The sequence below is a fragment of the Salmonella enterica subsp. enterica serovar Typhimurium str. LT2 genome (assembly GCF_000006945.2).
Lineage (GTDB): Bacteria > Pseudomonadota > Gammaproteobacteria > Enterobacterales > Enterobacteriaceae > Salmonella > Salmonella enterica.
In genome coordinates this window covers 1,364,163-1,390,081 of record NC_003197.2, presented here as the reverse complement: position 1 = coordinate 1,390,081, position 25,919 = coordinate 1,364,163, and the positions used below count along the sequence as shown (strand labels likewise).

Here is a 25,919-nt window from a genome sequence, read left to right as displayed (position 1 = left end):
GCTCGTCTATCCGGCCTCCTCTCTTCCCAGCCTCTTTTTTAATCACCCATCCGCTGTTATACTGGATGAATAACCAGTTAACGGAGATCACTGTGGTACGGCGTCAATCAGCCCCCCGCCTTGAGTTTGAAGCGGCGGCCATTTACGAATATCCAGAACATTTACGTCCTTTCCTCAGCGAAGCGCCAGCCTTACCGGGCGTCTATATATTTCATAGCGAAAGCGATACGCTGCCGCTTTATATCGGTAAAAGCGTGAATATTCGCAGCCGGGTGCTTTCACATCTGCGAACGCCTGACGAGGCCACTATGCTGCGACAGGCGCGGCGGATAAGCTGGATCTGCACCGCTGGGGAAATGGGCGCGTTGCTGCTGGAGGCGCGGCTGATCAAAGAACAACAGCCGCTGTTTAACAAGCGGTTACGGCGTAATCGCCAGCTTTGCTCTCTCCAGTTGAGCGAACAAAAGATTGAGGTCGTTTCCGCCCGCAGCGTCGATTTTTCCCATGAGCCAAACCTGTTTGGCCTCTTCGCCAACCGTCGGGCGGCGCTGCAAAGCTTACAGAACCTCGCCGATGAACAAAAATTGTGTTATGGCCTGCTGGGGCTTGAACCGGTAAGCCGTGGGCGCGCCTGTTTTCGTTTCGCTCTGAAGCGCTGCGCTGGCGCGTGTTGTGGGCAAGAAACCCCGCAGGCGCATTTTCTTCGTCTGCAGGCCTCGCTGGAACGGTTACGTGTGGTTTGCTGGCCCTGGAAAGGCGCTATCGCGTTAAAAGAGAGCCGCCCACAAATGACCCAGTTCCACATTATCAACAATTGGTTATGGCTGGGGGCGGTACCCTCGCTGGATGAGGCCGCCACCCTGGTGCGCACACCTGCGGGTTTTGATCAGGACGGCTATAAGATTCTCTGTAAACCGTTAATGTCAGGTCAATATGAGATCATTGAACTGCACACCGACTGTCGCCAGTCATAAAGAAAACCGCCGATCCTGTCCACCTCAACGATTGTGTTGTCGACAAGACCGGCGGTCTTAAATTATGCGGAAAGTTATTCTGCCGCAGCAGGCATTTTACCTTCTTGCGCCGGGCGTTCCGTCAGACGCTTCTCAAAATTAGCGTTATATTGCTTTTTCTGCTCCGGCGTCAGAACGTTATAAATTTTATTCTGGGTTTCCATATGCGCCAGCATATTGGCCTTGCGCTGCGCTTCCATTTTCGTAATTTGCGCTTCGGCTTTGGCTTTATCGAAGGTATCGCTGGCGATAATATCATGCATGGCGCGACGCTCTTCCAGCAGCGGACGTTTCATTTGCTCGCGCTGCGCTTTCATAATGTCGCGAATTTGTTGCTTCTGTGCGTCCGTCAGGTTCAGGTTTTTAAACATCATATCGTGATGTGGGCCAAATTTACCTTTATGCTGCATCATTGGCTTCGCATCCGCTGGCGCGGCGGTGGTAGTCTCAGCGGCATGAGCGAGATTCGCAGCACCCATCGCCAGGGTAGAGGCAACAAATAGAGCAGTCAGTTTACGCATATTTCTATCCTTCCTTTCAGTTATTTTTACGGCATATTTAAAACAGCGCCGTGTTGTCGTGATTAACTTTAACCGTCTTAGCGTCAATTAGTCATAACAACGGTAAAACAATGAAAGTATAAAAAACACTTTTTCGCCAATTGTGAAGAAAAAAAGAATAAATTGCGCAGAGTTGAAAGAGAAATATACAACAGCATGATATAGCAGAAATTATGCAGAACTATAACGCAGCAACGCTTATTAATAAAGCAATTCTCCAGGAATAATCCGTAATAGCATGAAACTGTGTCCCAAATCATCCCTGTAATCCTAACGTGAGCTTACAGGGACATTTATCAGGGCAGTCTTTCCAGCATTAATCCAGCCCGCAATCCGCAGGCGACAGAGGGATTAGGAAAGAGAACATATTCAACGTCATGCGTCACCGTCACGCGCTTATCCCCCTCCTCGGCCAGCAACGTTCCCTTCGCAAAGGCAGTAAAATTCAGCGTTTGCGCATCCATATAAAGCGCGAACTTGTCGCTGTGACGCGTGATTTGCGACACCACCCGATAGCGTAGCGGCGGCGAAAACGAGGTTGACGTTTCGACACCGCTCAGCAACGCCGACAACGCCTGCGAGGTTACGTTGAACTGCGTCAGATCGTTTTGCCTAAACGGCAACGCCTTTCCCAACTCCAGCGTACAGGAAAGCGCGCCGAAATGTTCAGAGCTAAAGTGCGTAAACGTACCGCCGGGCGCCTGATGAAATACCAACGCCTCTAGTCCTGCCGCGCCCAGCCACGCCAGAAAATCTGTCTCCCACGGGCGGTCGCGCTGCGGCAATACGCCAAAACGCAAATGATGCGAGCCACGAATGGCGGTATGCAGATCCAGATGCCAGCGTACCCGCGCCTGGCCAGATGAAAAGAAGGTCTCCAGACTTAGCTCCAGCTCACGCGCCCGCCGCGTTTCATCGCTTTCGGCAAAGGACTGCCAACGCCCGCCAAACATACGGTTCATATCGCTGTGACAATAGCGTATTCCCGCCGCCAGCGCCTGCGGATTGCCGAGTACCACCAGCACTCGCCACGTTAACGTCAAGCTGCCTGAATACAGCGCCGACAGCAGCTTATCCAGCATCTCGACCGGCGCGGTTTCATTACCGTGTATCCCCGCAGAAAGAATTAACGCGCGGTCGACCGGCGCATCGGGCGTGAGTTCAAGCAGACCATGGCCTAACCAGCGCCAGCGAAAACCCGCGCCCTTCCCCTGCGTCACCCGCGGTGTCGTGCCGCTTAGCGTCAACGCCAGAAAGTTATCCATCAGCCGCCCCCGTTTGCTGGAAAGGATAAACCGACCCCAAATCCAGCAGACGCGTTAACACATCCAGCGCCTCCCGGCCTTCTCGCAATAATAACGGATCGGCCAGATCGGCAGCGGTCAGGCGATCGCGATAATAACGATCCGCCCACGCGTTAAGGGCCGTAAACAGAGCGTCATTCATCATTACCGCTGGATTCACCGCCCTTCGTTCTTCTTCTGTTAACACCACGCGTAATCGCAGACAGGCCGGGCCGCCGCCGTTGGCCATACTTTCTCGCAAATCAAACACCTGCATCGCGCTGATGGGGTTATCCTCCGCCACCAGCTTATTCAGATAGCGCCAGACGCCGACATGGTCCTGACATTCCCGCGGCAACACTAACAGCATTAAGCCGTCGTTACGGCTTAGCAACTGACTATTAAACAGGTAGGTCGCCACAGCATCTGATACAGAAACCTCGCCGGCGGGCACCTCTATCGCCATAAAACCGTCAACGCGCGTACGCAACTGATTAATGAGCACTTTCTGCCGGGCAAACGCCGCTTCGTGACAAAACAATACCTGTCGATTCGAAACGGCGATGACATCATTATGGAATACGCCTTGATCGATGACCTCCGGGTTCTGCTGAGCGAAGATAACCTGTTGCGGATTCACCTGATTAAGACGCGCCACGGCCTCGCTGGCTTCGCGGCTCTGGCGCGCCGGATAACGAGCGGGTCGTATTTCATTCTCCTCTTCGCGCCCATAGACAAAAAGCTGCACGCCTGCCGAACCATACTCGCCGCCAAGACGGTTATGATTCGCCGCGCCTTCATCTCCCAATAATGCGACCTGCGGTAACGCGCTATGCACTGAAAACTGGCTTTCATCGCGAAATATGGCGCGTAGCAGCGCTTCGGTAACAGGCGCCTCAAGAGCGCGATGAAATTTATTGTTTAAATTCGCCACCGTCAGGTGAACTTTCCCGTCCAGCGCGTCTGCCGATGGGCAAACCGTCGCCGCATTCGCAACCCACATTGGCGACGCGGAACTCACGCTGGAAAGCCAGCGTGGCGCCTGACGCGCAACCTTATCCAGAATCTGCTCATCGCTACCCGTGAAGCCGAGCTGACGCAACGCCGGAATAAAAGGTCGCTCATGCGGCGGGATCACCGCCTGGGGAAAGCCGGCATCCGCCAGAGCTTTCATCTTTAGCAGCCCCTGTTTTACCGCCAGACGAGGATTCGACACCTGAAAACGGTGGCGGGTCGATGCCTCATTGCCGAAGGATAGCCCGGCATAATGGTGCGTAAGCCCCACCAGCCCGTCAAAATTAACTTCATGCGCCGTCATACCGCCTCCCTGCGAGAAAAGTCGAGGCCGGGGCTTAATGTCGCAGGCAACGTTAGTTCGGGAGATTCCAGACTGGCCATCGGCCAGGCGCAATAATCGGCGGCATACCAGGCGCTGGGCCGATGGTTACCAGACGCGCCGACACCACCAAACGGCGCAGTACTCGCTGCCCCGGTGAGCGGTTTATTCCAGTTAACGATCCCTGCCCGCGCCTCCAGCAAGAGCTGTTCGAACTGCGCGCGATCCGTCGACACCAGCCCACACGACAGACCAAAACGGGTATTATTCGCCAGACGAATCGCCTCATCGAAATGCGCATAACGCCAGACGTTCAGCAGCGGACCAAACACCTCTTCATCCGGCACATCCGCGACGCCCGTCAGCTCAATGATGCCAGGCGTCAGCAGAGAGGTTCCCTCTTTGACCTTCCGCGGCGCCAGTAGCGTGCGACCGCCTAATGCCTCTCGTTGACGCCAGGCCTCCATCACATGCTGTGCCGCCTGCGCTGAAATCAGTCCGCCGATAAACGGCTGCGGATCGTCGTCCCATCTGCCGGGCTGCAGACGTCCGGCGACGTCAACCAGCCGCGCCAGAAATGCATCTCCCTGCGCACCCTGTTTTACCAGAAGGCGTCGCGCGCAGGTACAGCGCTGTCCGGCGGTAATAAACGCCGATTGCAGCGTCAGATGTACCGCCGCATCTATATTTGCCGCATCCTCAATAATGAGCGGGTTGTTTCCGCCCATTTCAAGGGCCAGGATTTTTTCCGGCTGGCCGGATAGCTGGCGATGAAGCTGATATCCGGTACTGGCGCTGCCGGTAAACAGCAGTCCGTCGAGATCGTCGAGCGAACTCAGCGCTTGTCCGGTCTCCCGGCCGCCCTGCACCAGATTAAGAACGCCTGCCGGTAGCCCCGCCCGTTCCCAGAGTTTTATTACCGTTTCCCCGGTCCATGGCGTTAGCTCGCTAGGTTTGAAGATCAGCGTATTGCCTGCCAGCAACGCGGGCACAATATGGCCATTCGGTAAATGGCCGGGAAAGTTATAAGGGCCGAATACCGCCAGCACACCGTGAGGACGATGGCGCAACGTCGCGGCGCCATCGACAAGTTCGCTTTTTTGTGCGCCTGTTCTGGCGTGGTAAGCCTTAATCGAGATGGCAATCTTATTGATCATCGCCGTCACTTCCGTCGCCGCCTCCCAGCGCGGTTTACCGGTTTCACGTGCGATGACCTCCGTGAGCTCGGCTTTATGTGCCTCCAGCAGGGCGGCAAATTTCTCTACGATAGCCTGTCGTGCGGCAAAAGGCTGTCTGGCCCAGCGAGGAAACGCCGCGCGCGCCGCCTGACAGGCCTCGGCGACCTGTGCCGCATTAGCGTCATTCCCCTGCCAAAGTATCTCCGCGCTCACCGGGTTCGTTTTGCGGCGGCGTTCGCCCTGACCGGTTATCCAGTCGCCGTTTATCCATAGCGTCATACGGTTTTCTCCTCAGCACAAAGGCGTACCAGCCGAACGTGGTCGCCCGCGCGACATTTCAGTGCATCCAACTGCGCTGCGGTAAGTACAAGTCGTGAAGTCTGCGGATCGGCACGCACCAGCGCGGCCCGAAAGTGGTGATAGTTTTCATTGGCGACCAGACATGCCGGATAGTCGCCAGGCGCGGGTTGCCCTTCCGCGACTTCAACCAGTCGGCTTTTACGAATAGCCCGCACCCGGTCAATATCACACTCCAGCGTCGGCCCACCGTCGAAGATGTCGATATAGTGGCGATAGCGAAAGCCTTCCTTTTCCAGCACCGCGCGGGCTGGCGCCGTTTGCGGGTGGACTTCGCCAATCACGGCCTGTGCCTCTTCAGATAAGAAGTGGGTATAAATAGGATGTTTGGGCATCAGCTCGGCGATAAACGCTTTTTGCCCGGTACCGCATAAAAAATCCGCCCGGCTGAAATCCATAGAAAAAAAGCGTTTGCCGAGACTTTGCCAGAAGGGAGAATAACCGTGCTCGTCAATGACGCCGCGCATTTCCGCCACCACTTTCTCATTGAATTTATCGCGAAACGCGGCCATAAACATAAAGCGCGATTTTGACAACAGGTAGCCGTTACCCTCTTTACGCCATTCGGGATCGAGAAACAGCGTGCAAAGCTCACTGCTGCCAGTGTGATCATTACTCAGGAATAATGTTGGCAACGCGTTATATACATTCAGCTCTTTGGAGGCATGAACCAGCGTACCGACACGATAGTTATACCAGGGGTCATTAAGGCCGACCGCGACCTCAATGGCGCAGATCCCGCCGACCTCACCCGTTTCACTGTCCTCGAGAACGAATACATACCCTTGTTCGCCTTTTGGCAGCTCGCCGGACCAGGTTTTTAGCGCGCGTTCAATGCGGGCCGCCAGCGTCGCTTCATTTGCCGGTAGCGAGGTTAAGCCGCCGCCCGTTTTGCCTGCAAGCTGCATCAGCGCGGCGATATCCGCATGTTCGACAGGACGAATCACCCGCATGGTACGCCTCCCGTCTGAAGGCGTTCGCACGCCAGGGCAAAACGATCAAGCCCGGTGGCTATCTCCTCGTCGCTCACATTTAACGCTGGCGCAAAACGCACCACGTCGCCACCGGCAATGAGCACCATCACGCCTGCTTTTGCCGCTTCCTGGGCGATGAGTTTGGCTTTTCCGGCAAACTCCGTCTGTAGCACACAGCCAAGCAGTAGCCCCAGCCCGCGAATTTCACTGAACATGCCAAAACGCACATTAAGGGTATTTAGACGTTCAATAAACGCATCGTGGCGCTGTCTGACGCCGTTTTGCATCTCCGGCGTATTGATGATATCCAGTACTTTTCCGGCAACTGCCGTCGCCAGCGGATTACCGCCGTAGGTGGTGCCATGCGTGCCTGGCGTCATGACGCTGGCATAGTCTTGCGTGGTCAGCATCGCGCCGATCGGGAAGCCGCCGCCCAACGCTTTAGCGGTCGTCAGGATATCGGGCGTAACGCCATAATGCATATATGCATACAGTTCGCCGGTACGTCCGACGCCCGTCTGCACCTCATCAAAAATCAGTAACGCCTGATGCCGGTCGCACAATTCACGCAGCCCCTGCAAAAAAGCTTTCGTGGCGGGGATCACGCCGCCCTCGCCCTGCACCGGTTCTACGATCACGGCGCAGGTATTGTCATCAATGAGCGCGCTGGCGGAGTTCAGATCGTTATAGGCTGCATGACGAATATCCGGCGGCAGCGGCGCAAAGTCCTGTGAATAGGTGGGTTGACCGCCAGCGCTGACGGTAAAGAGCGTGCGGCCATGGAACGCGTTTTTAAAGGCCACAATGCCGCTTTTATGGTTGCCGACACGATCGTGGGCATATTTGCGCGCCAGTTTTAATGCAGCTTCATTTGCTTCAGCGCCTGAATTACAAAAGAAAACGCGTTCGGCGAAGGTCGCGTCGATCAGTTTTTTCGCCAGTCGCAGCGCCGGTTCATTGGTGTAACCGTTCCCGATATGCCAGAAGCGATTCGCCTGTTCATTTAACGCCTCGCGCAGCGCCGGATGCGCATGTCCCAAGGCGTTGACCGCGATCCCACCAGCAAAATCAATATACTCTTTCCCCTGCTGATCCCACAGGCGTGAGCCTTCTCCGCGTACAGGAATAAAAGGCGCGGGAACGTATACCGGCACCATCCATTCATCAAAGTTTTCGCGCGTAACTGACAGAGACATAGCGACCTCTTTTGGTAAAAATAAAGTTATTTATATGTTAATTAATATGAGTGTTTGCGCTGTAAATGTAGATTGCAGCATTCGTGCCAGCCAGCGTTAACATTGCATAAACAGAGGTGATAAACGGTAAATCAATGGGTTACAGCGTAGCGATATTCACTTTTACTGCATGAAAAGTGAATATTTCCGCATAATCGGTGGCTAAAAAGAGGAAAAAGCGAAATATTATTCAGTTGCCAAATATAATTCTGGAATTGTGATCTTATACGAAATTTACTGGAAATTACCGCCCCGTTCTGGCGCATCTGCACGCAAACCGTGCCATTTTCGCGCTATAGAAAACACCATACGCTTCCATTGGCCGAATCTGACGATGAGTGGCAGTCACCCGGTAAAATTTCTGTTACCATCCCAACACGATTCACCTTGCAAAGTGGCAGTGACTATGAAATTTGTCTCTTTTAATATCAACGGCCTGCGCGCCCGTCCCCATCAGCTTGAAGCGATTGTCGAAAAACACCAGCCCGATGTGATCGGTCTACAGGAGACAAAAGTCCACGACGAAATGTTCCCGCTCGAAGAGGTCGCGAAGCTGGGCTATAACGTTTTCTATCATGGACAAAAGGGCCATTACGGCGTCGCGCTGCTAACAAAAGCCACGCCCATTTCCGTCAGACGCGGTTTCCCGGATGATGGCGAAGAGGCGCAACGCCGCATTATCATGGCGGAAATCCCCTCGCCGCTGGGTAATATCACCGTCATTAACGGCTATTTCCCGCAGGGGGAAAGCCGGGATCATCCGTTGAAGTTCCCCGCGAAAGCGCAGTTTTATCAGAACTTGCAAAACTATCTTGAAACGGAACTCAAGTGCGATAATCCGGTATTAATTATGGGCGACATGAATATCAGCCCGACCGATCTGGATATTGGCATCGGCGAAGAAAACCGCAAACGCTGGCTGCGTACCGGTAAATGCTCCTTCCTGCCGGAGGAGCGTGAATGGATGTCACGGTTACTGAAGTGGGGATTAGTGGACACGTTCCGTCAGGCGAATCCGCAAACGATGGATAAATTTTCGTGGTTTGATTACCGCTCGAAAGGTTTCGTGGATAATCGCGGGCTGCGTATCGACCTCTTGCTGGCAAGCGCTCCGCTGGCGGAACGTTGCGCAGAAACCGGTATAGACTACGACATTCGCAGTATGGAAAAACCCTCCGACCATGCGCCGGTCTGGGCGACGTTTCGTGTTTGATTCCGCTTTCTGATTAACCGTAAGGCCGGGATAGCGCGACGCTTCCCGGCAGGAATAACGACCTTAACGACAATGATAAAAAAACTCGATGTTGTTGCCGCCATCATTGAATGCGACGGCAAAATTCTGCTGGCCCAGCGCCCAGCTCATGCGGATCAAGCCGGTTTATGGGAGTTTGCCGGCGGTAAAGTCGAACCCGGCGAAACCCAGCCGCAGGCGCTTATCCGCGAGCTACGCGAAGAGTTAGGGATTGACGCCACGCCCGGCGTCTATATCGCCAGCCATCAACGCGACGTGTCTGGCCGACGAATTCATTTGCACGCCTGGCATGTGCCTGCGTTTAACGGTCTGATACGTGCGCTGGAACATCAGGCATTAGCCTGGTGTACGCCGGAAGAGGCGCTGGAGTACCCCCTCGCCCCGGCGGATATTCCGCTATTGCAGGCGTTTATAGCTTTACGCGACGCCAGACTAACGGATTCGTGCTGATGGTTTTTTCGTCACGCTGGCACTGGAGCAAGACGCCTTCCACTTTTATTACCGCGCCTTCGGAGTAATTCTGATCCTGGTAAACGCAGCACTGAATGCAGGGCTGGGACGACTGACCGCGCGTGCTGAAAACTTCCGGCGGGACATTCACCTGAATATCAGGACGACTGTTCTGGTTTGCCAGCCCGACCATTGGCATTATCGCCATCACGGCGACCACGAGGCTTCGGCGCATAGGATTTCCTTATTTTTCTAAGTATATTCTCAGTATAACGGTAAGCCGCCGTGAAAACTTTAATCCTCTTTTGTCATCGCTTTTAGTTATGACCCTCGCCCCGTTATGAATTTACTTAGCAGCGTCATTTTTTTCTTGCTTACCGTCACATTGCTGATGGTATAGTCGAAAACTGCAAATACATATTCTGATAAAACGCAAATACAACCACATTAATATATAAGAGGTTTTTATATCTATGGATCAGACATGTTCTCTGGAATCGTTCCTCAACCATGTACAAAAGCGCGACCCGCATCAAACCGAGTTCGCGCAAGCCGTCCGTGAAGTCATGACCACCCTGTGGCCGTTTCTTGAACAAAACCCCCGTTACCGCCACATGTCTTTACTGGAACGTTTGGTTGAACCAGAGCGCGTAATCCAGTTTCGCGTAGTGTGGCTGGACGACAAAAACCAGGTGCAGGTAAATCGCGCCTGGCGCGTGCAGTTCAACTCTGCTATCGGCCCCTATAAAGGCGGTATGCGCTTCCATCCTTCGGTAAACCTTTCCATCCTTAAGTTCCTCGGCTTTGAGCAAACCTTTAAAAATGCCCTCACCACGTTGCCGATGGGCGGCGGTAAAGGCGGCAGCGATTTCGATCCGAAAGGGAAAAGCGAAGGCGAAGTGATGCGTTTCTGCCAGGCGCTGATGACTGAACTGTATCGCCATTTAGGGCCGGATACCGACGTGCCTGCCGGGGATATCGGCGTGGGCGGGCGCGAAGTGGGCTTTATGGCGGGAATGATGCGCAAGCTTTCCAATAACAGCTCCTGCGTCTTCACCGGCAAAGGGCTTTCCTTCGGCGGCAGCCTGATTCGCCCGGAGGCGACGGGCTATGGCCTGGTCTACTTTACCGAAGCGATGCTTAAACGTCATGGTCTCGGTTTCGAAGGGATGCGCGTCGCCGTGTCCGGCTCCGGCAACGTAGCGCAATACGCCATTGAGAAAGCGATGGCCTTTGGCGCGCGCGTGGTTACCGCGTCGGATTCGAGCGGGACGGTGGTCGATGAAAGTGGCTTCACGCCAGAGAAGCTGGCGCGTCTGTGTGAAATTAAAGCCAGCCGTGACGGTCGCGTCGCTGACTACGCCCGTGAGTTTGGCTTAACCTATCTGGAAGGCCAGCAGCCCTGGAGCGTACCGGTGGATATCGCCCTGCCATGCGCGACGCAGAACGAACTGGACGTTGACGCCGCGCGCGTACTGATTGCCAATGGCGTAAAAGCCGTGGCGGAAGGGGCAAATATGCCAACCACGATTGAAGCGACCGATCTCTTCCTTGAAGCGGGCGTACTGTTTGCGCCGGGTAAAGCCGCCAACGCGGGCGGCGTGGCGACATCGGGGCTGGAAATGGCGCAGAACGCCGCGCGGTTGAGCTGGAAAGCCGAGAAAGTGGACGCCCGTCTGCATCACATTATGCTGGATATCCACCACGCCTGTGTCGAATACGGCGGCGACAATAAGCATACCAACTACGTTCAGGGCGCCAACATCGCCGGTTTCGTGAAAGTCGCCGACGCCATGCTGGCGCAGGGCGTCATTTAATCCCGTCGTCAGGCCAGATAGCTTTACGCTTATTCGGTCTGACGGCCTGTCTCCGCAGCAGGCGGGCTTTTTTTGCCCGCTCGCTTACGCGGCGCGCTCTTTTTCTTGTCTCCACCGCCTGGCGCGACTATCCCTCTGAAGCGCTTCACCGGCGTGCGCTTAGCCTGCTCGATCAGCTGATATAACGTGCCGACCAGCGGTTGCATGAAATCCTGGTAACGGCACTGCTTTTCGCTGATTTGCGTCAAAACAGATTCCCAGTGCGCGGTCATATCTGGACGGGCCGCCATCTCCGGCAGCGAATGTATTAACGCTTTGCCAGCATCGGTAGAATGAATGTAGCGACCTTTTTTGGTCAGAAAGCTACGTTTGAACAGCAGCTCGATAATCCCGGCGCGCGTGGCTTCCGTCCCCAGCCCATCGGTCGCGCGCAGGATCTTTTTCAGATCTTTATCCTGCACGAAGCGGGCAATTCCGGTCATCGCGGAAAGCAATGTCGCATCAGTGAAATGACGCGGCGGCTGGGTTTGGCGTTCGACCACTTCCCCCTTTTCACACAGCAACTCATCACCTTTGGCGACAACCGGCAGCGGCGTACCGTCGTTTTCCTCGTCGCGCTCTTTACTGCCCAGTAACGTCCGCCAACCGGCTTCCGCCAGAAAACGCGCTTTGGCGACAAATTTCCCTTTGGCGATTTCCAGTTCAATAACGCATTTACGAAACACCGCGTCCGGGCAGAACTGCATCAGATACTGACGCGCAATCAGGGTGTACACTTTCGCTTCGTTTTCCGTCAAATGGACAGAAGAACTGCGCGCCGTCGGGATAATCGCGTGGTGCGCATCCACTTTTTTGTCATCCCAGCAGCGATTGCGCGTATCAGGATTAACCACAGGCTGCGGCAGTAAATCCGGGGCGTGGACGCTAATCGCGTTCATGACCGCCTGCCGTCCGGCAAAGTGTTCTTCCGGCAGATAACGGCAGTCGGAACGCGGATAGGTAATCAGTTTGTGGGTTTCATATAGCTTCTGACAAATATCAAGCACGTTTTGCGCGCTCAGGCCAAAGCGTTTGGCGGCTTCAATCTGTAGCGTCGAGAGCGAAAACGGCAGCGGCGCGGATTCTGATTCCCGTTTATCATTATAACTGGTTACCAGCGCGGGCTGACCGTTGATTCGGTTCACTACATGCTCCGCCAGCGGACGATGAAGCAAGCGCCCCTCTTCATCCTGATAAGGTTCGCACGCCTCGCTCGGCTGCCAGATAGCGGTAAAACGCTCGTCGGCAGGCGTAACGATGTGCGCCTTCACTTCAAAGAAGTCTTTGGCGACGAAGTTCTCAATCTCTTCGTCTCGCCGCACCACCAGCCCCAGTACCGGCGTCTGCACGCGTCCCACGGATAACACGCCCTGATAGCCGGCATTCCGGCCCAGGATCGTGTAAGCGCGGGTCATATTAATGCCATACAGCCAGTCCGCTCGCGCTCGCGCCAGCGCGGATACGCACAGCGGCACGAAGTCGCTGTTCGCCCGCAGCCTGTCAATAGCACGCTCGACCGCCTGCGGGTTAAGGTCGTTTATCAGACAACGCCGCACCTGCTGGCGCTTTTCGGCAGGAAGCTGGAGATAATCCAGCACTTCATCAACCAGAAGCTGCCCTTCGCGATCCGGGTCGCCGGCGTGAATAATTTCACCGGCTTGATGCAAAAAGCGCTTAATCACATTGAGCTGTTTGGTGACGGAAGGACGAGGCTGAAGCTGCCATTTTTCCGGCACGATAGGCAGGTCAGCCAGATTCCAGCGCGCATAACGGCTGTCATACGCATCCGGCTGCGCCTGTTCCAGCAAATGACCAATACACCAGGTGACGACCTGCCCGTTTCCGCACTCAATAAAACCATCGCCTTTACGGTGCGGTTTTGGCAGCACATCCGCAATGGCGCGCCCCAGACTCGGTTTTTCGGCAATAAACAACCGCATCAGGTTAACGAATCTCAACCATAGCGCGACCGCCGCGGGCCTCGACCAGTTCGCCAATCGCGGTCAGATCGATACCAAATTCCGCCGCGGTGGCTTTAACATCGTCTTCGGCGTCCGGCGTTACCGCCAACAGCAGACCGCCTGACGTTTGCGGATCGCACAGCAGGCTACGAACTTCACGCGACATGTCGCCCATCAGATGACCATAGCTGGCGAAGTTGCGCTCTGTGCCGCCCGGTACGGCGCCCAGAGCAATATACTCTTCCACGCCCGGCAGTTTAGGGATGTCCTGATAGCAAAGCAGCGCCTGCACGCCTGCGCCCTGGCACATCTCGCTCAGGTGCCCCAGCAGGCCAAAACCGGTAACGTCAGTCATAGCTTTTACGCCGTCGATATTGGCAAACGCCGCGCCAGCAACGTTCATCCGACACATGACTTCCGTCGCCAGCCCCTGATGTTCAGGTTTAAGCAGCGATTTTTTCTCGGCGGTGGTCAACACGCCAATCCCCAACGGTTTGGTCAGAAAGAGTTTGCATCCCGCCTGCGCGGTACTGTTTTTCTTCACCCGTTCGGTCGGCACTACGCCTGTGACCGCGAGACCAAAGATCGGCTCCGGGGCGTCAATAGAGTGTCCGCCCGCCAGCGCGATACCGGCCTGACGGCAGGCAAAACGCCCCCCCTCGGTCACTTCACGCGCAATATCGGGCGACAGGGTATTAATCGGCCAGCCAAGGATCGCGATCGCCATAATCGGTTTGCCGCCCATCGCAAAAATATCGCTGATGGCGTTTGTTGCCGCAATGCGGCCAAAATCAAACGGGTTGTCGACTATCGGCATAAAGAAGTCGGTGGTGCTGATAATACTGGTGCCATTACCCAGATCGTAAACCGCCGCATCATCGCGGGTTTCATTACCCACCAGCAGGTTCGGGTCGACGAACTTCGCCTGCTCGCTATGCAGGATAGTCTCCAGCACTTTAGGGGAAATTTTACAACCGCAACCAGCGCCGTGGCTGTATTGCGTTAAACGAATGGCTTGCTCGCTCATGGACATCTCCTGTCATTGCATTCGCGCTATGGTAGCGCTCATTCCCTGATGTGGTAAGTATCACTGTCTGAATTACCGCGCCTTTGCTCAGAATCCAGACAGTTTTATCCCTCAGCGTCAGAAATAACGCACAAACGGCGTGGGGTCGGGGGTACTGATCGTCGTTGACGCTTTGAGCTGCGGCGTGCCGAGATAGAGAAAACCAACAATTTTATCCTGCGGGCGGCACTCAAAGGCTTCCCGCACAATAGCGCTCTCCGTTAATGCGCCGCTACGCCAGATACCATTAAACCCTTGCGCAATCGCCGCCATTTGCATCGCCATCACCGCGCATCCGGCAGACATCTCCTGTTCCCACACCGGAACCTTATGGTTTTCTTCGCATTTCGCCACCACGGTAATAATCAGCGGTGCGCGAAACGGCGCATTACGCGCTTTTTCGATCGCCTTCTCATCCCCCCCGGCAGCGACAGCGCCTTGTTCAAGTACGGCGCTGAAGCGGTCGCGCCCCTCTCCTTCAATCACAAAAAAACGCCACGGCTGTAGAGATTTATGATCGGGAACACGCATTCCCGCCCGCAGAATGTTCTGTAATTGCTCTCCGACAGGCGCCGGTTCTGCGAGACGAGAGGCGCTACGACGGTTGACCAGCAGTTCTAGTGCATCCATTTGATTAACTCCAGCAATGATATTTATTCACAAAATTAACACGGGAGCGGATTTTGTTACAGCGCAGGCAGTGATTCCTGCTGACAACTGCCTGATGGGTCATTACGATAGCCACATCTTAATGCTTTATCCTCACCAAGGTACAAGCGTTGTTACTCAGATAGGGAGAATACATGCGAACCCTGTGGCGATTTATTGCCGGATTTTTTAAATGGACGTGGCGAGTGTTGAACTTCGTCCGTGAAATGGTACTCAACCTGTTCTTTATTTTTCTGGTCCTGGTGGGCGTTGGGATCTGGATGCAGATCGGTAACGGCAGCAACAGTGAGCAAACCGCGCGCGGCGCTCTGCTGCTGGATATTTCCGGCGTCATTGTGGATAAACCCTCCACCAATCATCGTCTGGGCGCGCTGGGTCGCCAGTTATTTGGCGCCAGCTCCGACCGTCTGCAGGAAAACTCCCTGTTTGACATCGTCAACGCTATTCGTCAGGCGAAAGATGACCGTAATATCACGGGTATCGTTCTGGATCTGAAAAACTTCACCGGCGCCGATCAGCCATCAATGCGCTATATCGGTAAAGCGCTGCGCGAATTCCGCGACAGCGGCAAACCGGTTTTCGCCGTGGGTGAAAACTACAGCCAGGGTCAGTATTATCTCGCCAGTTTCGCTAATAAAATTTGGCTTTCCCCACAGGGTCAGGTAGATCTTCACGGCTTCGCTACGAATGGCCTGTACTACAAAACGCTGCTGGATAAACTGAAAGTCTCTACCCACGTTTTCCGGGTCGGCACCTATAAATCCGCCGTCGAGCCGTTTATCCGCGACGATATGTCGCCCGCCGCCCGCGAGGCCGACAGCCGCTGGATAGGCGAACTGTGGCAGAACTACCTGCATACCGTTTCCGCCAATCGCCAGATTTCGCCGCAACAACTCTTCCCCGGCGCGCAGGCTATTATCGACGGGTTAACCAGCGTGGGCGGCGACACCGCCAAATATGCGCTCGACCATAAACTGGTGGACGCCCTCGCCTCCAGCGCAGATGTTGAAAAAGCGCTGACGAAGCAGTTTGGCTGGAGCAAAACCGAAAATAACTATCGCGCGATCAGCTATTACGATTATTCGCTGAAAACGCCTGCGGATACCGGCGGTACTATTGCGGTTATTTTCGCCAATGGCGCGATTATGGATGGCGAAGAAACGCCAGGGAATGTCGGCGGCGACACTACGGCATCGCAGATCCGCGACGCACGCCTTGATCCTAAAGTGAAAGCGATTGTGCTGCGCGTCAATAGCCCAGGCGGTAGCGTCAACGCCTCCGAAGTTATCCGCGCCGAACTGGCGGCGGCAAGAGCGGCTGGCAAACCGGTGGTGGTCTCAATGGGCGGTATGGCGGCCTCCGGCGGTTACTGGATCTCTACGCCGGCAAACTATATCGTGGCCAGCCCCAGCACGCTGACGGGTTCAATTGGCATCTTCGGCGTCATCAATACGGTAGAAAACAGCCTGTCGTCGATTGGCGTACACAGCGACGGCGTTTCCACCTCGCCGCTGGCGGATATTTCGATGACCAAAGCGCTGTCACCGGAAGTGCAGCAGATGATGCAACTCAGTATTGAGTACGGCTACAAACGCTTTATCACGCTGGTGGCAGACGCGCGTAAGCGTACGCCGGAGCAAATTGATAAAATCGCACAAGGCCATGTCTGGACCGGAGAAGACGCGAAAGCCAATGGTCTGGTGGACAGTCTCGGCGACTTTGACGACGCCGTCGCCAAAGCGGCGGAGCTGGCGAAACTGAAACAGTGGCATCTTGATTACTATCAGGACGAACCGACGGTCCTTGATATGGTCATGGACAGTATGACCGGATCAGTACGCGCCATGCTGCCGGAGACCATTCAGGCGATGCTCCCGGCGCCGCTCGTTTCCGCCGCCAACACGGTGAAGGCCGAGGGGGATAAACTGGCGGCATTTAACGATCCGCAAAACCGTTATGCGTTCTGTTTGACTTGCGCGAACGTTCGCTAATGCTTCATCAATAGCCATACCGGATGGCGGCGTCTGCTCATAGCCGCCATCCGATAATCATTAATACGTCCTTCGCGACACGACTGAACATTATCATGCAAAAGAAATCAATTTACGTTGCCTATACCGGCGGTACTATCGGTATGCAGCGCTCAGATAAAGGGTATATCCCGGTGTCCGGGCACCTTCAGCGCCAGCTGGCGCTGATGCCGGAATTCCACCGCCCGGAGATGCCGGATTTTACCATCCATGAATATGCCCCGCTGATGGATTCATCAGATATGACGCCGGAAGACTGGCAGCATATCGCTGCAGATATCAAAGCGCACTACGATGAGTATGACGGTTTTGTTATTCTGCACGGCACCGACACGATGGCGTTTACCGCATCGGCGCTCTCTTTCATGCTGGAAAATCTGGGTAAACCGGTCATTGTGACAGGGTCACAAATTCCGCTGGCTGAGCTGCGCTCCGACGGGCAAATTAATTTGCTGAATGCGCTTTATGTCGCCGCCAACTACCCTATTAATGAAGTAACGCTGTTTTTTAATAATCGTCTGTTCCGCGGTAATCGCACGACCAAAGCCCATGCGGATGGGTTTGACGCTTTTGCCTCTCCCAATCTGCCGCCCTTGCTGGAAGCAGGAATTCACATTCGCCGTTTAAATACGCCTCCCGCGCCCTACGGTTCTGGTGAATTAATCGTTCACCCTATTACGCCGCAGCCGATAGGCGTAGTGACGATTTATCCGGGGATTTCCGCCGAGGTAGTACGTAACTTTCTGCGTCAGCCGGTAAAAGCGCTGATTCTGCGCTCTTATGGCGTAGGCAACGCGCCGCAAAATAAAGCGTTTTTACAGGAGCTGAAAGAGGCCAGTTCGCGCGGCATCGTGGTGGTTAACCTGACGCAATGCATGTCAGGGCGAGTCAATATGGGCGGGTACGCTACCGGTAATGCGCTGGCGCACGCTGGCGTGATTGGCGGTGCCGATATGACCGTCGAAGCCACCTTAACCAAACTGCATTATTTGTTAAGCCAGGGTCTGGACACTCAGGCGATTCGTAGCGCGATGGCGCAAAACTTGCGTGGTGAATTGACGCCGGATGATTAAAAAATCCCGACGACAAGGAGAAGATAATGACAAACCGGGCCTTATTACTGGTCGACTTGCAAAATGATTTTTGCGCCGGCGGCGCGCTGGCTGTAGCGGAAGGCGACAGCACCATCGACATCGCCAACGCTCTTATTGACTGGTGCCAGCCCCGGCAGATTCCGGTGCTGGCCAGCCAGGACTGGCATCCCGCGCAGCATGGCAGCTTCGCCAGCCAGCATCAGGCGGAACCCTATAGTCAGGGAAAGCTGGACGGGCTGCCGCAAACGCTCTGGCCGGATCACTGCGTTCAACATACCGACGGCGCGGCGTTACATCCCCTGCTTAACCAACATGCGATTGACGCCTGCATCTATAAGGGTGAAAACCCGCTGATTGATAGCTACAGTGCGTTTTTTGACAACGAACATCGGCAGAAAACTACCCTTGATACCTGGCTTCGCGAGCATGACGTTACCGAGCTTATCGTGATGGGGTTGGCGACCGATTACTGCGTAAAATTTACGGTGCTGGATGCGCTAGAGTTGGGCTATGCCGTTAACGTTATCACCGATGGCTGTCGCGGCGTGAATATTCACCCGCAGGATAGCGCGCACGCGTTTATGGAGATGGCGTCGGCAGGCGCGACGCTGTATACGCTGGCAGACTGGGAAGAGACGCAGGGCCAGGCTGTCGCCAGGTAGCGGAGCAGGTATCGTATCCGGTCAATACATCACGCAACGGTGAGACCATTGCATAGATCTTTGGGCCGGATACGTCACGTCAGCGTCGCTACCAGGCAAAGCTCAACGCAGGCTGGAGAGCGCTTCTAACAAAACAGATTAAAAAGCGCGGGCTGGCTGGCGCAATGTTCTGGGAATAAGGCACCGATGACAATAATCAGTTAGCGAAACAGTTGGCGGACTCGCTGGACATTAAGCGTTAATGGGTAAAAATATGGCGGGCCTGTGCCTGACAGCAATGAGCAGGCCCGGTAAGCACAACGCATTGGCAATGAAACCGCCGGATGGCGGCTACCTCTTATCCGGCTGCCGTTACTGCATTTTCAATGTCGCAATCGGCTTTGACGTAATACCGAAATCCGCTTTGAGCTGCTGCTTGCTTTTCATCACCATCTGACCGTGAGTATCGATCGTCATATGTTGCGCTTCGGTATTGTGCCGCGCCTGCCATAGCATCACCAGTTGCAGGCTGTTTTCTTTCTGTTCCGGCGTCAACGCCACGCCATCCGGCCATTTACCCAGCTCAACGGCGGTGGATAAACGTTGATACACTTCCGGCGTCATGCTGTTAATGATCTCATCAAGATTCATGATGTGTCCGCTCCTGTGGAATAATTTGCTGAATCGTTTTTTCAGCCTTTCAGTTGATCGCCGTTTTTCTCGTCAGAAAAGGCCAGCGAGGCCGAGTTAACGCAATAGCGCTCACCGGTTGGCTGCGGCCCGTCCGGGAAAACGTGTCCGAGATGCGCATCGCAGTTACCGCAACGAATTTCGACACGCTGCATTCCATGAGAAAAATCGTCTATGTAACGAATCGCCTCTTCGCTGACAGGCTGGTAAAAGCTAGGCCAGCCGCAGCCTGAATCGTATTTGGTGTGGGAGTGAAAAAGCGGCGTATCACAGACCAGGCAGTGATAAACCCCATCGCGTTTATTATGTAGCAGGCGTCCGGTAAATGGCGGTTCTGTGCCACGATCCTGCGTCACGTAGAATTGCATTTCGGACAATTTTTTCTTGAGTTCTTCTGCTGAAGGTTGGTTAGCCATTTGCTCACATCTCACTTTAAACGTGCTCACATTGCCTGACCGATTCTAACAAAACATTAACACCTCAGTACCAACTTTTGTTCTAAACTTGATCATTGCGAAATGGCGGCTCACGAATCGTGACTGATGTCACATTATTATCTCGGTTGCCCTTTAAAATTCGGGGCGGCGCCCCCATGTGGTTTCAAGCCGAAAGGAAGAGTGAGGCGAATCAGCCGCGCAAAGGTTGTGCAGAGGATTGATTTGTCGCAATGATTGACACGATTCCGCTTGACGCTGCGTAAGGTTTTTGTAATTTTACAGGCAACCTTTTATTCACTAACAAATAGCTGGTGGAATATATGACTATCAAAGTAGGTATCAACGGTTTTGGCCGTATCGGTCGCATTGTTTTCCGTGCTGCTCAGAAACGTTCTGACATCGAGATCGTTGCAATCAACGACCTGTTAGACGCAGAGTACATGGCATACATGCTGAAATATGACTCCACTCACGGCCGTTTCGACGGTACTGTTGAAGTGAAAGACGGTCATCTGATCGTTAACGGTAAAAAAATCCGTGTTACCGCTGAACGCGATCCGGCTAACCTGAAATGGGACGAAGTTGGTGTTGACGTAGTGGCTGAAGCTACCGGTATCTTCCTGACTGACGAAACCGCGCGTAAACACATCACCGCTGGCGCGAAAAAAGTGGTTCTGACGGGTCCGTCTAAAGACAACACCCCAATGTTTGTTAAAGGCGCTAACTTTGACAAATACGAAGGCCAGGACATCGTTTCCAACGCTTCCTGCACCACCAACTGCCTGGCGCCGCTGGCTAAAGTTATCAACGACAACTTCGGCATCATCGAAGGTCTGATGACTACTGTTCACGCGACTACCGCAACCCAGAAAACCGTTGACGGCCCGTCTCACAAAGACTGGCGCGGCGGCCGCGGCGCATCTCAGAACATCATCCCGTCCTCTACTGGCGCTGCTAAAGCGGTAGGTAAAGTACTGCCGGAACTGAATGGCAAACTGACTGGTATGGCGTTCCGCGTTCCTACTCCGAACGTATCCGTTGTTGACCTGACCGTTCGTCTGGAAAAAGCGGCTACCTACGAGCAGATCAAAGCTGCTGTTAAAGCTGCTGCCGAAGGCGAAATGAAAGGCGTGCTGGGTTACACCGAAGACGACGTTGTATCTACCGATTTCAACGGTGAAGTATGCACTTCCGTGTTCGATGCTAAAGCAGGCATCGCGCTGAACGACAACTTCGTGAAACTGGTCTCCTGGTACGATAACGAAACCGGTTACTCCAACAAAGTACTGGACCTGATTGCTCACATCTCCAAATAAGTTGAGATGACACAGTCATTGGTAAGAGCGACTCAGGTCGCTCTTTTTTTTGCTTAAAGATATACCCGTCATACTTCAAGTTGCAGGTGTGTTGGCTATGCTTTCTCACCCGAATCACTGACGGAAGTCGAACTTATCGGGATGAATCAGGGATGTCCATGTCCCTGGCCGGAGATTACCTACGGTTGTTCAAATTCGTTCCCGATGAATTTGTCGTTCACTTGCCGCGTTACTCGGCCTGCGGCCTCGCCTCTACGGGCCAGCGCAAGCACTGGTCAAGGCACAAGCGCCTTGTCATGCAACTCGAATTATTTAGGGTTAAGAGGATTGCGTAATGATTAATAAAATTTTTGCCCTCCCGGTTATCGAACAGCTTACCCCTGTCCTTTCCCGTCGTCAGCTTGATGACCTGGATCTGATCGTCGTTGACCATCCGCAGGTTAAAGCCTCTTTTGCATTACAGGGCGCGCACCTTCTCTCCTGGAAACCCGTTGGCGAGGAAGAGGTATTGTGGCTCAGTAATAATACGCCTTTCAAAACCGGCGTGGCGCTACGCGGCGGTGTACCGATCTGCTGGCCCTGGTTTGGACCTGCGGCTCAACAGGGTCTGCCGTCACACGGCTTTGCGCGTAATCTTCCGTGGGCGCTAAAAGCGCATAATGAAGATGATAATGGCGTAATGCTGACATTTGAGCTGCAAAGCAGTGAGGCCACCCGGAAATACTGGCCGCACGATTTCACGCTGCTGGCACGTTTTAAAGTGGGTAAAACCTGTGAAATTGAACTGGAAGCGCATGGCGAATTTGCAACCACATCCGCGCTCCACAGCTATTTTAACGTTGGCGACATCGCCAACGTTAAGGTCAGCGGACTCGGCGATCGGTTTATTGATAAAGTTAACGACGCTAAAGAAGGTGTCCTGACCGACGGTATACAAACCTTTCCGGACCGTACCGATCGCGTTTACCTCAATCCTGAAGCATGTAGCGTGATCCACGATGCGACATTAAACCGCACGATTGATGTGGTCCACCACCATCACCTTAACGTCGTAGGCTGGAACCCTGGCCCGGCGTTGTCCGTCAGCATGGGCGACATGCCGGATGACGGCTATAAAACGTTTGTCTGCGTTGAAACGGTTTACGCTACTGCGCCGCAACAAGCCACAGAAGAAAAACCCTCTCGTCTGGCGCAGACTATCTGCGTCGCTAAACGCTAAAAGTGAATGGATAACGGCGTTACTATAGGATCTGAAAGGCGTCAGCCGCCATCAGGCATGACCTGCCGGATGGCGGCGCTTACACATTTTATCCGGCGTCACACCATATCCAACGCGGTTTTCCCTTTTGGCGCAGGCCAGGCGTTGTCCAGTAAGGCAAGTTCGTTTGCTGACAAGGCGATCTCAAGCGCCGCCGCATTTTGCTTCACGTGTTCTGTACTTCCGGCTTTCGGGATCGCCATCACGCCCGGATGCGCAATCACCCACGTCAGTAAGATTTGCGCCGCCGTAGCGTTATGCGCTTGCGCAATTTCATTCACCACCGGATGATTCAGTAAACCGCTACGTAACCGGCCAGCCTGCGCCAGCGGGCTATAGGCCATCACTGGCATTCGCTGTTGTTGACACCACGGCAATAAATCATACTCAATACCACGTGACGCCAGATGATAGAGCACCTGATTTGTCGCGCATTGCTGTCCCCCAGGGATGCGCCACAGCGCCTGCATATCGTCATAATCAAGATTAGAGACTCCCCAACGGCGAATTTTCCCCTGCGCGATTAGCCGCTCCATACCTTCAACGGTCTCTTCGAATGAAAAGCTTCCGGCCCAGTGCAATAGATAGAGATCGAGATAATCTGTTTTCAGACGACGCAGGCTTTCTTCACAGGCGGCAACTATCTTCTGGCCGCCAGCGTTCCACGGGTACACTTTTGACACCAGAAATGCCTCATCGCGTCGCCCTGCTAACGCCTCGCCCACGACCTTTTCCGCCCCGCCGTCGGCATACATTTCCGCTGTATCAATAAGGCGTAACCCCAAATCCAGCCCCGCGCGCAACGCCGAAACCTCGCGCTGACGTTGATCCGCGCGCTCGCCCATATACCATGTTCCCTGTCCGATGGCAGGAAGCGTCACCTGCCCGCAAAACGTTACGTTTTTCACTGATTTCATTTCCTTTTCAATGTCACTCGACGGTAAAACAATACAGGACTCTTAGACCCTACGGTAATGTCCGGCATCATACCGCGCAAGGGGGCGATTTTCTTGTCACTGACGAACGTCATCCGCAATCATGTCGACGATGCGGGTAATATGCGCGGCGGGTCGCTGATTCAGTAATAATTGACGCATCACATTCATATAGGGCGTCACATGTTGAAAGAACTCCAGATATCCTTTACAGAGATAATTTTGCCGTTCGCCGCCGTCCATACAAATTCGATGTTTCGGACAACCGCCGTGACAGGCAAAGCGCCACGTACAGTTCTGGCAGCGTGAGGAAAGGTTTGCTTTAGCCGCGCCAAACTGCTGCTGAAAAGGAGAGGCCGCCATTTCTTCTAAAGAGTGTTGCTGCAGATTGCCCAGTTTATAGGCGGGAAAAACAAAATGGTCGCAGCTAAACACGTCGCCATTCTGCTCCACCAGCAAACTTTGTCCGCAGGTCGACTGCATCGTACAAAGCGTGGCGGGCTCCCCCATCCAGACGCCAAGTAAGTTATCAAAAAGCTGTACGAATATGCGTCCGACATCGTGACGTATCCATTGATCAAAAACATCGCACATAAAGGCGCCCCACCCTTCAGGCGTGACGGAAAAGGGCATCAGCGAAGGCGAATCCTCATTGTCAGATAACGTCAAAGAACGCTGCGCTTTTTGCGCGAGCGGCTCAACAATGGGAATAAATTGCAGGTGTTTACTTTCCAGTTCCTGCGTCAAAAAATGATAAATAGCGTTGCCATGACAGCATGACGCATCATTCACGACAGTGAGCGTGTTGAACTCGACATCATTTGCCTGCAGAAGGCGGATAGCATTAACGACTCGGGAAAAAGACGCCCGCCCTGACGGCGTTTTCCGGTAATTATCATGAACGACTTGCGGCCCATCAATCGATATACCAATCAGGAACTGGTGCTGCGCAAAGAAAGCCGCCCACTCTTCATTGATTAATACGCCATTGGTTTGCAGACTGTTGTAGATAGTTTTGCCGTTGGCATAGCGTTGCTGCAAGCGCACCACTTTTTGGTAAAAAGAAAGACCGCATAGCGTCGGCTCTCCCCCCTGCCAGCAAAACGAGACCTCTGAGGATGGCGTATCATCAATTACCCGGCGGATATACGTCTCCAGCACATCGTCAGACATGACGCGCTGCCCCCGGGGTTTATCAAGATAGAAACAGTACTTGCAGGATAAGTTACACAGACTGCCGCTGGGCTTGGCTACGGTATTGAATACTATGCTCATTCGTCTTACTCGCTGTGAAGAATGGGTATAGCATAAGCGGGACGTGACAGGGCGATATCAGCCAGCATTGCAACAATTATTACGCTAATTGTTAGCGCAGTTGTAATCACCTGGATTTTTCATATAAAAGGCTAGTTTTTTAAATTGATGTAACAAAGTATAAATCACATAAGGCTGCGCCATACCCGGTCAACAGCGCATTTATGCAAGCCGTCATGTTCGCGTTTCAGACAGCACAAAGCCCGCATAACGCAGGCTTTGTCGTGGTTTTTCCGGCAAATTCAATCAATCAGAATCTATAGGTCACGCCAGTAGAAAGGATACCGGTCCAGGATTTATCCACCATCGGGCTGTCGGTAATTTCATCCGACAGGCGGGTGTAGCGCGCAGTACCATATACGCTCCAGTTACCGGCGAAATTATAGTTAGCGCTAAGTTCAAGATACGGGTTCCAGCTATCGTTCGGGTTATAGCCGCGCAGGCCGCTACGCGAAGATTCTTTACGTGATACGCCGTAATAGTAATCGTTCTGGTTCTCGCTATTCCATTCAACCCCGATACCTGGCGTTAAGGTCAGCCCGCCATTGGTATACCGATACAGCCAGGCCAGATCCCAGACAATACCGTTACTGTTATCCAACGTATCCCCTGCCAGTGAGGTACGCAGGAATCCATATTGGGTGTGATGCGCGTAAGAAACGCCCGCCATCATAGTACTTTTACGCCTGTCCAGACGACGCAACTGATGGTCATCGCTGTCGCCCGGTTTGAAGTACATCGGGGACCAGTATGCCATGATTGACAACTTATCGGCATTGTCATTCCACAAGTAGTACCCGCCGCCCAGACCACGGAACCAGAAGTTTTCGCTTTCATAAGCGATGACCGGTATCGGATAAACATCGCTATCGTAATCTTTATAAGGGTGTTCAACCACACCAACGCCTGCGCCCAACGTCAGGTTGCTTTCAGCGTGCGCGACGCTGGCGGATGTTGCAATAAACACGCCAAGAGCCAGAAGTTTAAGTTTGGTCACAATCCATAATTCCTTAT

General features: G+C 53.8%; 24 protein-coding genes and 20 other annotated features. Of the genes, 9 read left to right on the top strand and 15 right to left on the bottom strand.

The window, feature by feature from the left end:
* Positions 1-65 precede the first annotated feature (65 nt).
* Positions 66-974, top strand: coding sequence for a putative nuclease subunit of the excinuclease complex (locus tag STM1309; RefSeq protein NP_460275.1), 909 nt, complete (start codon positions 66-68; stop codon positions 972-974).
* Positions 975-1,048: 74 nt separating this feature from the next.
* On the opposite strand, the gene spy is transcribed toward STM1309, so the two are convergent.
* The 6 genes from spy to astC all read right to left on the bottom strand — a co-directional run bounded on the left by spy (position 1,049) and on the right by astC (position 7,906).
* The gene (spy, locus tag STM1308; RefSeq protein ID NP_460274.1) for a periplasmic protein related to spheroblast formation occupies positions 1,049-1,550 on the bottom strand. Within the gene, positions 1,049-1,534 belong to an annotated coding region; the region does not span the whole gene.
* Positions 1,545-1,550: a ribosome-binding site (putative RBS for spy; RegulonDB:STMS1H001557), on the bottom strand. It overlaps the preceding gene by 6 nt.
* A 319-nt stretch (positions 1,551-1,869) precedes the next feature.
* Positions 1,870-2,851 (bottom strand): succinylglutamate desuccinylase gene (gene astE / locus STM1307; protein NP_460273.1). Within the gene, positions 1,870-2,838 belong to an annotated coding region; the region does not span the whole gene.
* Positions 2,831-4,182 (bottom strand): succinylarginine dihydrolase gene (gene astB / locus STM1306; protein ID NP_460272.1). Within the gene, positions 2,831-4,174 belong to an annotated coding region; the region does not span the whole gene. Before astB ends, astE begins: the two co-directional genes overlap by 21 nt.
* Positions 2,846-2,851 (bottom strand) — a ribosome-binding site (putative RBS for astE; RegulonDB:STMS1H001556). (Overlaps the previous gene by 6 nt.)
* The gene (gene astD / locus STM1305) for a succinylglutamic semialdehyde dehydrogenase (RefSeq protein ID NP_460271.1) occupies positions 4,171-5,663 on the bottom strand. Within the gene, positions 4,171-5,649 belong to an annotated coding region; the region does not span the whole gene. Before astD ends, astB begins: the two co-directional genes overlap by 12 nt.
* Positions 4,177-4,182: a ribosome-binding site (putative RBS for astB; RegulonDB:STMS1H001555), on the bottom strand. (Overlaps the previous gene by 6 nt.)
* The gene (astA, locus tag STM1304) for an arginine succinyltransferase (RefSeq protein NP_460270.1) occupies positions 5,646-6,690 on the bottom strand. Within the gene, positions 5,646-6,680 belong to an annotated coding region; the region does not span the whole gene. Before astA ends, astD begins: the two co-directional genes overlap by 18 nt.
* Positions 5,658-5,663: a ribosome-binding site (putative RBS for astD; RegulonDB:STMS1H001554), on the bottom strand. (Overlaps the previous gene by 6 nt.)
* Positions 6,671-7,906 (bottom strand): succinylornithine transaminase gene (gene astC, locus STM1303; protein NP_460269.1). Within the gene, positions 6,671-7,897 belong to an annotated coding region; the region does not span the whole gene. Before astC ends, astA begins: the two co-directional genes overlap by 20 nt.
* Positions 6,685-6,690: a ribosome-binding site (putative RBS for astA; RegulonDB:STMS1H001553), on the bottom strand. (Overlaps the previous gene by 6 nt.)
* Positions 7,901-7,906: a ribosome-binding site (putative RBS for astC; RegulonDB:STMS1H001552), on the bottom strand. It lies within the gene astC.
* A gap of 424 nt (positions 7,907-8,330) precedes the next feature.
* Positions 8,331-8,336: a ribosome-binding site (putative RBS for xthA; RegulonDB:STMS1H001551), on the top strand.
* Between astC and xthA the strand changes: the two genes are divergently transcribed.
* Both xthA and STM1301 read left to right on the top strand, forming a co-directional pair.
* Positions 8,331-9,149 (top strand): exonuclease III gene (gene xthA / locus STM1302; RefSeq protein NP_460268.1). Within the gene, positions 8,343-9,149 belong to an annotated coding region; the region does not span the whole gene. It overlaps the preceding feature by 6 nt.
* A gap of 72 nt (positions 9,150-9,221) precedes the next feature.
* Positions 9,222-9,638 (top strand): putative mutator MutT protein, encoded by a 417-nt coding sequence (locus tag STM1301; protein ID NP_460267.1) that lies wholly within the window; start codon positions 9,222-9,224, stop codon positions 9,636-9,638.
* On the opposite strand, the gene STM1300 is transcribed toward STM1301, so the two are convergent.
* The gene (locus tag STM1300) for a putative periplasmic protein (protein ID NP_460266.1) occupies positions 9,598-9,884 on the bottom strand. Within the gene, positions 9,598-9,873 belong to an annotated coding region; the region does not span the whole gene. The genes STM1301 and STM1300 overlap by 41 nt on opposite strands.
* Positions 9,879-9,884, bottom strand: a ribosome-binding site (putative RBS for STM1300; RegulonDB:STMS1H001550). (Overlaps the previous gene by 6 nt.)
* A 212-nt stretch (positions 9,885-10,096) precedes the next feature.
* Positions 10,097-10,102: a ribosome-binding site (putative RBS for gdhA; RegulonDB:STMS1H001549), on the top strand.
* On the opposite strand from STM1300, the gene gdhA reads away from it, so the two are divergent.
* Positions 10,097-11,455, top strand: a protein-coding gene (gene gdhA / locus STM1299; protein ID NP_460265.1) for an NADP-specific glutamate dehydrogenase. Within the gene, positions 10,112-11,455 belong to an annotated coding region; the region does not span the whole gene. It overlaps the preceding feature by 6 nt.
* 29 nt (positions 11,456-11,484) lie before the next feature.
* On the opposite strand, the gene topB is transcribed toward gdhA, so the two are convergent.
* From topB to ydjA, 3 genes are all read right to left on the bottom strand, one after another.
* Positions 11,485-13,434: a DNA topoisomerase III gene (gene topB, locus STM1298; protein ID NP_460264.1), complete on the bottom strand. Its 1,950-nt coding sequence runs from the start codon at positions 13,432-13,434 to the stop codon at positions 11,485-11,487.
* 4 nt (positions 13,435-13,438) lie between these two features.
* Positions 13,439-14,494, bottom strand: a protein-coding gene (selD, locus tag STM1297; protein NP_460263.1) for a selenophosphate synthase. Within the gene, positions 13,439-14,482 belong to an annotated coding region; the region does not span the whole gene.
* Positions 14,489-14,494: a ribosome-binding site (putative RBS for selD; RegulonDB:STMS1H001548), on the bottom strand. It overlaps the preceding gene by 6 nt.
* A 105-nt stretch (positions 14,495-14,599) precedes the next feature.
* Positions 14,600-15,165 (bottom strand): putative oxidoreductase gene (gene ydjA / locus STM1296; protein NP_460262.1). Within the gene, positions 14,600-15,151 belong to an annotated coding region; the region does not span the whole gene.
* Positions 15,160-15,165 (bottom strand) — a ribosome-binding site (putative RBS for ydjA; RegulonDB:STMS1H001547). Its footprint overlaps the gene before it by 6 nt.
* 147 nt (positions 15,166-15,312) lie before the next feature.
* Positions 15,313-15,318: a ribosome-binding site (putative RBS for sppA; RegulonDB:STMS1H001546), on the top strand.
* Here ydjA and sppA point away from each other — a divergent pair.
* From sppA to pncA, 3 genes are all read left to right on the top strand, one after another.
* The gene (gene sppA / locus STM1295) for a protease IV (protein ID NP_460261.1) occupies positions 15,313-17,181 on the top strand. Within the gene, positions 15,325-17,181 belong to an annotated coding region; the region does not span the whole gene. It overlaps the preceding feature by 6 nt.
* A gap of 78 nt (positions 17,182-17,259) precedes the next feature.
* Positions 17,260-17,265, top strand: a ribosome-binding site (putative RBS for ansA; RegulonDB:STMS1H001545).
* Positions 17,260-18,293, top strand: a protein-coding gene (gene ansA / locus STM1294) for a cytoplasmic L-asparaginase I (RefSeq protein ID NP_460260.1). Within the gene, positions 17,277-18,293 belong to an annotated coding region; the region does not span the whole gene. It overlaps the preceding feature by 6 nt.
* 14 nt (positions 18,294-18,307) lie before the next feature.
* Positions 18,308-18,313 (top strand) — a ribosome-binding site (putative RBS for pncA; RegulonDB:STMS1H001544).
* The gene (gene pncA, locus STM1293; protein NP_460259.1) for a nicotinamidase/ pyrazinamidase occupies positions 18,308-18,976 on the top strand. Within the gene, positions 18,320-18,976 belong to an annotated coding region; the region does not span the whole gene. (Overlaps the previous feature by 6 nt.)
* A 351-nt stretch (positions 18,977-19,327) precedes the next feature.
* On the opposite strand, the gene yeaC is transcribed toward pncA, so the two are convergent.
* Both yeaC and yeaA read right to left on the bottom strand, forming a co-directional pair.
* The gene (yeaC, locus tag STM1292; RefSeq protein ID NP_460258.1) for a putative cytoplasmic protein occupies positions 19,328-19,622 on the bottom strand. Within the gene, positions 19,328-19,606 belong to an annotated coding region; the region does not span the whole gene.
* Positions 19,617-19,622, bottom strand: a ribosome-binding site (putative RBS for yeaC; RegulonDB:STMS1H001543). Its footprint overlaps the gene before it by 6 nt.
* 25 nt (positions 19,623-19,647) lie before the next feature.
* Positions 19,648-20,099 (bottom strand): hypothetical protein gene (gene yeaA / locus STM1291; RefSeq protein ID NP_460257.1). Within the gene, positions 19,648-20,091 belong to an annotated coding region; the region does not span the whole gene.
* Positions 20,094-20,099 (bottom strand) — a ribosome-binding site (putative RBS for yeaA; RegulonDB:STMS1H001542). Its footprint overlaps the gene before it by 6 nt.
* 291 nt (positions 20,100-20,390) lie before the next feature.
* Positions 20,391-20,396 (top strand) — a ribosome-binding site (putative RBS for gapA; RegulonDB:STMS1H001541).
* On the opposite strand from yeaA, the gene gapA reads away from it, so the two are divergent.
* The gene (gene gapA, locus STM1290; RefSeq protein NP_460256.1) for a glyceraldehyde-3-phosphate dehydrogenase A occupies positions 20,391-21,398 on the top strand. Within the gene, positions 20,403-21,398 belong to an annotated coding region; the region does not span the whole gene. Its footprint overlaps the feature before it by 6 nt.
* A 322-nt stretch (positions 21,399-21,720) precedes the next feature.
* Positions 21,721-21,726: a ribosome-binding site (putative RBS for yeaD; RegulonDB:STMS1H001540), on the top strand.
* Positions 21,721-22,617, top strand: a protein-coding gene (gene yeaD, locus STM1289) for a putative enzyme related to aldose 1-epimerase (protein ID NP_460255.1). Within the gene, positions 21,733-22,617 belong to an annotated coding region; the region does not span the whole gene. Its footprint overlaps the feature before it by 6 nt.
* A 98-nt stretch (positions 22,618-22,715) precedes the next feature.
* Here the strand turns inward: yeaD and STM1288 are convergent.
* The 3 genes from STM1288 to mipA form a co-directional block, all read right to left on the bottom strand.
* The gene (locus STM1288; RefSeq protein ID NP_460254.1) for a putative aldehyde reductase occupies positions 22,716-23,579 on the bottom strand. Within the gene, positions 22,716-23,573 belong to an annotated coding region; the region does not span the whole gene.
* Positions 23,574-23,579, bottom strand: a ribosome-binding site (putative RBS for STM1288; RegulonDB:STMS1H001539). Its footprint overlaps the gene before it by 6 nt.
* Before the next feature lie 90 nt (positions 23,580-23,669).
* Positions 23,670-24,866, bottom strand: a complete 1,197-nt coding sequence (locus STM1287; protein ID NP_460253.1) for an arylsulfatase regulator — start codon at positions 24,864-24,866, stop codon at positions 23,670-23,672.
* A 289-nt stretch (positions 24,867-25,155) separates the two neighbouring features.
* The gene (gene mipA / locus STM1286; protein NP_460252.1) for a scaffolding protein for murein-synthesizing holoenzyme occupies positions 25,156-25,917 on the bottom strand. Within the gene, positions 25,156-25,902 belong to an annotated coding region; the region does not span the whole gene.
* Positions 25,912-25,917, bottom strand: a ribosome-binding site (putative RBS for mipA; RegulonDB:STMS1H001538). (Overlaps the previous gene by 6 nt.)
* Positions 25,918-25,919: the final 2 nt, after the last annotated feature.